At 72.4% G+C, this 7200-nt stretch carries 5 protein-coding genes; 1 reads left to right on the top strand and 4 read right to left on the bottom strand.

Going from position 1 to position 7200, the window contains the following annotated elements; all coding sequences use genetic code 11:
- Positions 1-462 precede the first annotated feature (462 nt).
- Positions 463-1014: a MarR family winged helix-turn-helix transcriptional regulator gene (locus ACIQ9G_RS20550; RefSeq protein WP_403611258.1), complete on the bottom strand. Its 552-nt coding sequence runs from the start codon at positions 1012-1014 to the stop codon at positions 463-465.
- Between the two features lie 164 nt (positions 1015-1178).
- Here ACIQ9G_RS20550 and ACIQ9G_RS20545 point away from each other — a divergent pair, with 164 nt between their 5' ends.
- Entirely contained in the window at positions 1179-2441 is a 1263-nt protein-coding gene (locus tag ACIQ9G_RS20545) for an MFS transporter (RefSeq protein WP_403611325.1), read from the top strand.
- Positions 2442-2513: 72 nt separating this feature from the next.
- On the opposite strand, the gene ACIQ9G_RS20540 is transcribed toward ACIQ9G_RS20545, so the two are convergent.
- From ACIQ9G_RS20540 to ACIQ9G_RS20530, 3 genes are all read right to left on the bottom strand, one after another.
- A complete protein-coding gene (locus ACIQ9G_RS20540; protein WP_403611256.1) occupies positions 2514-3329 on the bottom strand; it encodes a class I SAM-dependent methyltransferase in 816 nt (271 codons plus the stop codon).
- A 139-nt stretch (positions 3330-3468) separates the two neighbouring features.
- Complete coding sequence (locus ACIQ9G_RS20535) at positions 3469-5334, bottom strand: SpoIIE family protein phosphatase (protein WP_403611254.1); 1866 nt, start codon at positions 5332-5334, stop codon at positions 3469-3471.
- Positions 5335-5583: 249 nt separating this feature from the next.
- Positions 5584-6960 carry an NAD(P)/FAD-dependent oxidoreductase gene (locus tag ACIQ9G_RS20530; protein WP_403611252.1) on the bottom strand — a complete coding sequence of 459 codons (1377 nt, stop codon included), beginning with the start codon at positions 6958-6960 and terminating at the stop codon, positions 5584-5586.
- Positions 6961-7200: the final 240 nt, after the last annotated feature.

The raw sequence follows: 7200 nt of genomic DNA, 5'->3' as shown, positions 1-7200 counted from the left end.
TTTGTACTCACCCTCTCGGGCTTTCCTCCGGGCGCTTCCCTTCGGTCTTGCGTTTCCGACTCTATCAGATCTTTCCGACCCGATTTCCTCGGTGCTTTCCAGGTTCCCGCTTCCGCGTTTCCCTTTCCGGCGGTTCCGACTCTATCAGATCTTTTCTCGACCTGACCCCCAGTCAGCGGGGCTTGTCTTCCCGGCCGTTCGGCCGTTCCGACGTCTCAAACCTTAGCGGATCCGCTCGGCGATTCCCAATCGGGCCCTGAGCGGATCCGGTCAAGATCGACGAGTCCCATTCGAATTGAATTCGGGCACGCCGAAAACAATCCCGCTGGGAGATCGTGCTGGTGGTTTGTGTGCCGCATATGCGGCGGGAGGTGCTGCCGGAGAACCGTTACGGCTCGGTGGCAACCCGAAGAACGTTACGGATCCGGCAGGGGGCTGTCAAGTCCCGGCTGTCAAGATCTTTCAGTCCAGATCGCTGAGCCGGCCGCCGGCGTCCGGCTGGGCGTGCTCCACCCTGCGAAGAAGCCTGGTCAGGGCCTCGCCGAGGATGGTGCGCTCCTCCGGGGCGAGGTCCTGGAGGAGGTCCTCCTCGAAGACCGAGGCCAGACGCATGGCCTCCAGCCACTTCTCCCGGCCCTCGGGTGTCAGCTCCACGATCACGCGCACCCGGTTGGTCTCGTCGCGCTCCCGGGTGACCAGACCCTCGCCGACCATGCGGTCGATGCGGTGGGTCATGGCGGCCGGCGTGAGGCCCAGGCGCTTGGCCAGGTCGCTCGGCCCCATGCGGTAGGGGGCGCCGGAGAGCACGAGGGCCTTGAGGACCTCCCACTCGGCGTTGCTGATGCCGAGCGCGGAGGTCTGACGGCCGTAGGCGACGTTCATCCGGCGGTTCAGCCGGGACAGCGCGGAGACGATCTTCTCGACCTGGGGGTCGAGGTCCTGGAACTCGCGCTGGTAGGCGGCGATCTGCTCTTCGAGTGTCGGTTCGCCGAGGCTGCCGGAGGTGTCGCCCATGGCCGCAGTATGGCACGAGCCCGCTTGGCGTTGAAGTCCTTCCAGGTGTACTGTTTAGCTTCGAACTTTAGCTTCGAAGTCTTCAGTAGTAACTACTGAAGACCTCCAACTACTCAAGCGACTACTCGAGAGAGGTGAACGTGACCAGGGCGATGGGCGCAGCGATGCGCCGGATCCACGTGGGCAACGCACTCAGCGCGTTCGGGCTCGGCTTCACCGTCCCCTACCTGTACGTCTATGTGGCGCAGGTGCGGGAGCTGGGAGCCACGACGGCAGGGCTGGTCCTCGCCGTCTTCGCCGTGGCCGCGCTGCTGGTGCTGCCGTTCGCCGGACGGGCGATCGTGCGGCGCGGCCCGCTGCCGGTCCTGCTCGCCGCCCTGGTCACCGCCGCGCTCGGCGCACTGAGCCTGGGGCTGGCGGGCAGTGCGGCGACCGTGCTGCTGTCGGCGGTGGCGCTGGGGGCCGGGCAGGCCGTGATGCAGCCGGCGCTGGCGACGATGATCGTGGACTGCTCGTCGGCGGAGACGCGGTCGCGGGCCTTCGCGACGCAGTTCTTCCTGCAGAACCTCGGGCTCGGGGTGGGCGGTCTCATCGGCGGGCATCTCGTGGACACCTCCCGCGCCTCCTCGTTCACTCTGCTGTTCTCGCTCGAGGCGGCGGTGTTCCTGCTGCTGGCCGTCGTGATGACGACGGTGCGGATGCCGCATGCGCCGCGTATCGAGGAGGCGCCGACCGCGTCGGCGAAGGGCGGCCGGCGGCAGTTGCTCGGCAACCGCGCCATGGTGCAGCTGTGCGTGCTGGGCTTCGTGCTGTTCTTCGCCTGCTACGGCCAGTTCGAGTCGGGGCTGAGCGCGTACGGAGTGGAGGCCGCCGGGATCTCGACGTCCGCGCTGGGCACGGCGCTGGCGGCGAACACGCTGATGATCGTGGTCGCCCAGTTCGCGGTGCTGCGGTTCGTCGAGCGGCGCCGCCGGTCGCGGGTGATCGCGGTCGTGGGTCTGGTGTGGGCGGTGGCCTGGGCCGCGGCGGCGTACGCGGGGCTGGGGCACGGCAGCCGGACCATGGCGACCGCCGCCTTCGTGTCGACGTACGCGCTGTTCGGGCTGGGTGAGGCCATGCTGTCGCCGACGGTGGCGCCGCTGGTCGCGGATCTGGCGCCGACCGGGATGGCGGGGCAGTACAACTCCGCTTTCGCGCTGGTGAAGCAGCTCGCGCTGGCGATCGGGCCGGCGGTGGGCGGCCCGATGGGGGCCTCGCTGCACGCGCCGTACGTGGTGACGTTCCTGCTGTTCTCGCTCGGGATCTCGGTGCTCGCGCTGCGGCTCGGGCGGCGGCTCACCGCCGTACAGGATCACCCGTGGGGGGCGCGGAGCCGGGTGGTCGCCCGGGGTGGGGCGGCCGCCGAGCCGGTGGCCGCGGAGGCGTGACCCTTCGGGGACCGGGGCGGCCGTCACCTTCGGGTGGCGGCCGCCCTGTTGTGTGCCGTGGACCGGGCCGTGTCAGCGGACCGCCGTGGTGAGGGTCGCGGTGAAGGGCAGGGTGGCCGTGCCGTCCGGGGCGGCGTGGCCGGCGAGCCGGTCGGCGAGGGCACGGCCCGCCTCGGCCAGGACCTCCTCGCCCCGGGTGTCGAGGATCTCCTGGCCCCAGGGGGTGACGGAGAGCTGGCCGCGGCCGTACTCGGCCAGCGGGGGCAGGGTGATGCCGAAGGTGGTCTCGCGGGCGGTGGCGTCGTGGAAGCCGGCGGACCGCAGGGCGGCGGTGAAGCGGTCGGCGGTGCAGGCGAGGGCCGCGGCGTAGCTCTCGGCGACGTCCGGGCCGCCGTACTGCTCGATGACCGCGTACTGCGCGTCGAAGTAGGGGGAGAGGCCGCGGTCCGCCCAGACGGTGGCCGCGAAACGGCCGCCCGGACGGGTGACGCGGGCGGTCTCCGCCAGGGCCGCGTCGAGGTCGGGGAAGAACTGGGCGCCCTGCTGGCAGATCACCGCGTCGAAGGTGGCGTCCGCGTAGGGGAGCCGGTCGGCGGGGGCGGCGGTGAACTCGATGTCGGGGTACATACGCGGATGACGGGCCTCGGCGACCTTGAGCATGCCCTCGTTGACGTCGGCGCCGAAGACCCGGCCGGACGGGCCGACCCGGGCGGCGGCCGCGCGGGCGGCGAAGCCGGTGCCGCAGGCGAGGTCGAGGACCACGGCGCCGGGGTAGAGGTCGACGGCGTCCAGGAGTGCGGTGACGAAGGGCGCCATGATCGGCGCGACGTACTGCTCGTAGCGCTCGGGGGCGCTGCCCTTGAGTTGAAATCCGGGTGCGTCTGCCATGGTGAGCTACTAGCACCGTTGGACGGCCGCGCCTAGACGCCGCGCTGCCCGCCCACCCGTGCGACCTTTTCGCGTGCGCCTCCCGCCGCCCCTCCGCCGCCGCCGCGTCCGGGGCGGTGGCCGGGGCGGAAGCCGGGGGTCATCCGGCCGTGCGCGGCAGCGCGAACTCGCACCACACCGCCTTCCCGCCGCCCGGCGTCCTGCGCGAGCCCCAGTTCGAGGCGATGGTGGCGACGATCGCGATGCCCCTGCCCGACTCGTCCCCCGGTTCCGCGCGGCGCCGCCTCGGCAGGTGGTCGTCGCCGTCGGTGACCTCGACGATCAGACGCCGGTCGGTGCGCCGCAGGCGCAGCCGCATCGGCGGGGTGCCGTGCTGGAGGGAGTTGGCGACGAGTTCGCTCGCCGCGAGGACGCCGAGGTCGTGCAGTTCCACGGGAAAGCGCCAGCTGGTCAGGACGCCGGAGGCGAAGGCACGCGCGCGGGGGGCCGCCTCCACTCCGCCCAGCAGTTCCAGCGCGGCGTTGCGGAACAGTTCGCTCTCCGGGCCCGTGCGGGCGGGGTGCTGGAGGACGAGGACCGCCACGTCGTCGTAGTGGTCCGCCTGGACGCCCGCCGAGCGGACCAGGCGGTCGCAGACCACCTGCGGGGTGCCGGTGGCGCCGGCGAGGGCGCGCTCCAGCGCCGCGATGCCCTCGTCGAGGTCCTCGTCGCGGCGCTCCACCAGACCGTCGGTGTAGAGGACCGCCGTGGAGCCGGGTCCGAGCGGGACCGAGCCGGAGGCGTGCACCCAGCCGCCGGTGCCGAGGGGCGGACCGGTGGGTTCGTCGGCGCGCAGGACCGTGCCGTTCTCGTCGCGGACCAGGATGGGCAGGTGCCCGGCGGAGGCGTACACCAGCCGGCCCTCGTTCGGGTCGTGGACGGCGTACACGCAGGTCGCGATCTGGTTGGCGTCGATCTCCGCGGCGAGGCCGTCGAGGAGCTGGAGCACCTCGTGCGGGGGCAGGTCGAGGCGGGCGTAGGCGCGGACCGCGGTACGGAGCTGGCCCATGACCGCGGCGGCCCGGACGCCTCTGCCCATCACGTCGCCGATGACCAGCGCGGTGCGGCCGCCGCCGAGCGTGATCACGTCGTACCAGTCGCCGCCGACCGCGGCCTCGGTGCCGCCGGGCTGGTAGGTGGCGGCGATCCGCAGGTCGTCCGGCTGCTCCAGGACCTGCGGGAGGAGCGAGCGCTGGAGGGTGACCGCGGTCTCGCGCTGGCGGCGCTCGCTGGCGCGCAGGCGTTCGGCGGCCTCGGCGTGGTCGGTGACGTCGGTGGCGAAGACCAGCACGCCGAGGCCGCCGCGTCCGTCGGCGCCTGCGGCGGTACGGCCGTCCGCCCCAGCGCGGACCTCCGGGCCCGGGCCGCCGCGTGCGTCGGCATTCGCGCCGGTACCGCCCTCCGGGCTCGCGTGGGCGGGAGCGGCGTCCGCGCCGGGGGCGCCGCCGTCCTCCGTGACCGGGGCGGCGGGGGTGCGGATCTCGGCCGGGGAGCCGCCTCGGCCCTCCGGACCCGGGACGGGGCCGGTCTCGGCGACCGGGGTGCACGTGAAGGTGTACGAGCGGCCGTCGGGTGCGCGGCGGGACTTCAGGGTGCGGGGTCTGCCGCTGCGCAGCACCTGGTCGAGCAGCGGGAGCAGGCCGAGTTCGCGCAGCTCGGGGAGGGCGTCGCGGGCGGGTTCGCCGAGCGGCCGTCCGCCGAAGGCCGCCGCGTAGGCGTCGTTGACGTACGCGATGCGGTGGTCGGGGCCGTGGACGAGGGCGACGAGGGCGGGCACGCGGTCGAGGACCTCGCGCGCGGGGAGTTCGTCGACGGCGGGCGCGCACACCCCGCCCGCCCGCCGTGCGGCGCGTGCGGAGGGTACGGAGTTGTCCCCCCGCCGGTCCGGGGAGGCCGCGAGATCGGTCCGCGCTGCGGCGCGGCGCTGCGTTCCGGGGAGCCGGGCGCTCCAGCGCGTGAAGTTCACGAATCCTTGCCTCGTGTCGTCGTCTCAGGTCGGCTCCGGCCGGGCCGGGGTGTCGGGGCCGTGCGGCGGTGGCCGCAGTTCTCGCCGTCCCGGGTGCGGCACAGGGGAAAGCGTCGGGGTGTTCGAGGACGGGCGGCCGACCGCGCGCGGTCGTGGGACCGCGCGCGGTCATGGCTCAGTCTGGCAGTGTGGCCGACCGCACCGACATCCGTCAGACGCCGGGGCGTCCGCAGGAGTTCCTCGGTCCGGTCAGGACGACCCCTTCGGGTTGATGTGGGGGTCGAGAGGATGCTTTCCCCCGGCCGCCAGTTCGAACTCCGCGCGGGGATGTTCCAGTGAACCGAGGGAGACGATCTCCCTCTTGAAGAGGCCCGCCAGCGTCCACTCGGCCAGCACACGGGCCTTGCGGTTGAAGGTGGGCACCCTGCTGAGGTGGTAGGCGCGGTGCATGAACCACGCAGGGTACCCCTTCAGCTTGCGCCCGTAGACCTGCGCGACGCCCTTGTGCAGCCCCAGCGAGGCGACCGAACCGGCGTACGAGTGCGCGTACCTCTCCAGGGGCTCGCCGCGCAGTGTGTGCGCGATGTTGTCGGCGAGGAGCTTGGCCTGACGCACCGCGTGCTGGGCGTTGGGGGCGGTCGTCCTGCCGGGGTCCTCCGCGGTGACGTCGGGGACGGCGGCGGCGTCGCCCGCGGCCCAGGCGTGTTCGACCCCGTCGACGCGCAACTCCGCGGTGCACTTCAGCCGGCCGCGCCCGTTGCGCGGGAGGTCGGTGGCGGCGAGCAGCGGGTGCGGTTTGACGCCGGCGGTCCACACGACCGTACGGGTGGGGAAGCGCTGCCCGTCACTGAGCACGGCGACGCGGTCGGCGCACGACTCGAGGCGGGTCTCCAGGAGGACCTGGATGTTGCGGCGGCGCAGTTCGGAGACCGTGTAGCGGCCCATCTCCTCGCCGACCTCGGGCAGGATGCGGTCCGAGGCCTCGACGAGGATCCACTTCATGTCCCCGGGCTTGACGTTGTGGTAGTAGCGCGCCGCGTAGCGGGCCATGTCCTCCAGTTCGCCGAGCGCCTCCACTCCGGCGTAGCCGCCGCCGACGAAGACGAAGGTGAGGGCGGCGTCGCGGACCGCGGGGTCGCGGGTGGAGGAGGCGATGTCCATCTGCTCGAGGACGTGGTTGCGCAGGCCGATGGCCTCCTCGACGGTCTTGAAGCCGATGCCGTAGTCGACGAGGCCGGGGATGGGCAGGGTGCGCGAGACGGAGCCGGGGGCGAGGACGAGTTCGTCGTACGTCAGCTTCTCGGCGGCCGCGCCCTCCTCGGTGGCGAGGGTGGTCAGCGTCGCGGTGCGGTGTGCGTGGTCGATGGACGTCACCTCGCCGACGACGAGGTGGCACTGGCCGAGCACGCGGCGCAGCGGTACGACGACATGGCGCGGGGAGATCGCGCCGGCGGCCGCTTCGGGCAGGAACGGCTGATAGGTCATGTAGGGGTCGGGCGTCACGACCGTGATGTCGACCTCGCCCCGCCTGAGCTCGTGTTTCATCCGCTGCTGCAGGCGCAGGGCCGTGTACATCCCGACGTAGCCGCCGCCGACAACGAGAATGCGCGCACGTTCCTTCACCACCCCATGACGCACCCGGCGCTCTCGTTTGTCCACAGCCCCGGCGAATTGTGTGACCGGGAGGCCGGGCCGGCCAGGGTTGGCCGAATCATCGGAGTGCGGGGAAGGCGCGCAGGTCAGCGGGTGTGAGCCGGGGTACGGAAGGGGGCGCAATCCGGACGTATGCGGCTCGTACTCCGATCGAGGGGCGCTCTGTGCGGAACCTCCCCCTTCTGAATTGACCCCCTCTCAACTATGTTCGTG

It is taken from the genome of Streptomyces sp. NPDC096152 (assembly GCF_044763235.1).
In the GTDB taxonomy this organism is placed as follows: Bacteria; Actinomycetota; Actinomycetes; order Streptomycetales; family Streptomycetaceae; genus Streptomyces.
Note: the sequence above shows the minus strand (reverse complement) of the source record. Positions and strands in the feature narration are given on the sequence as shown.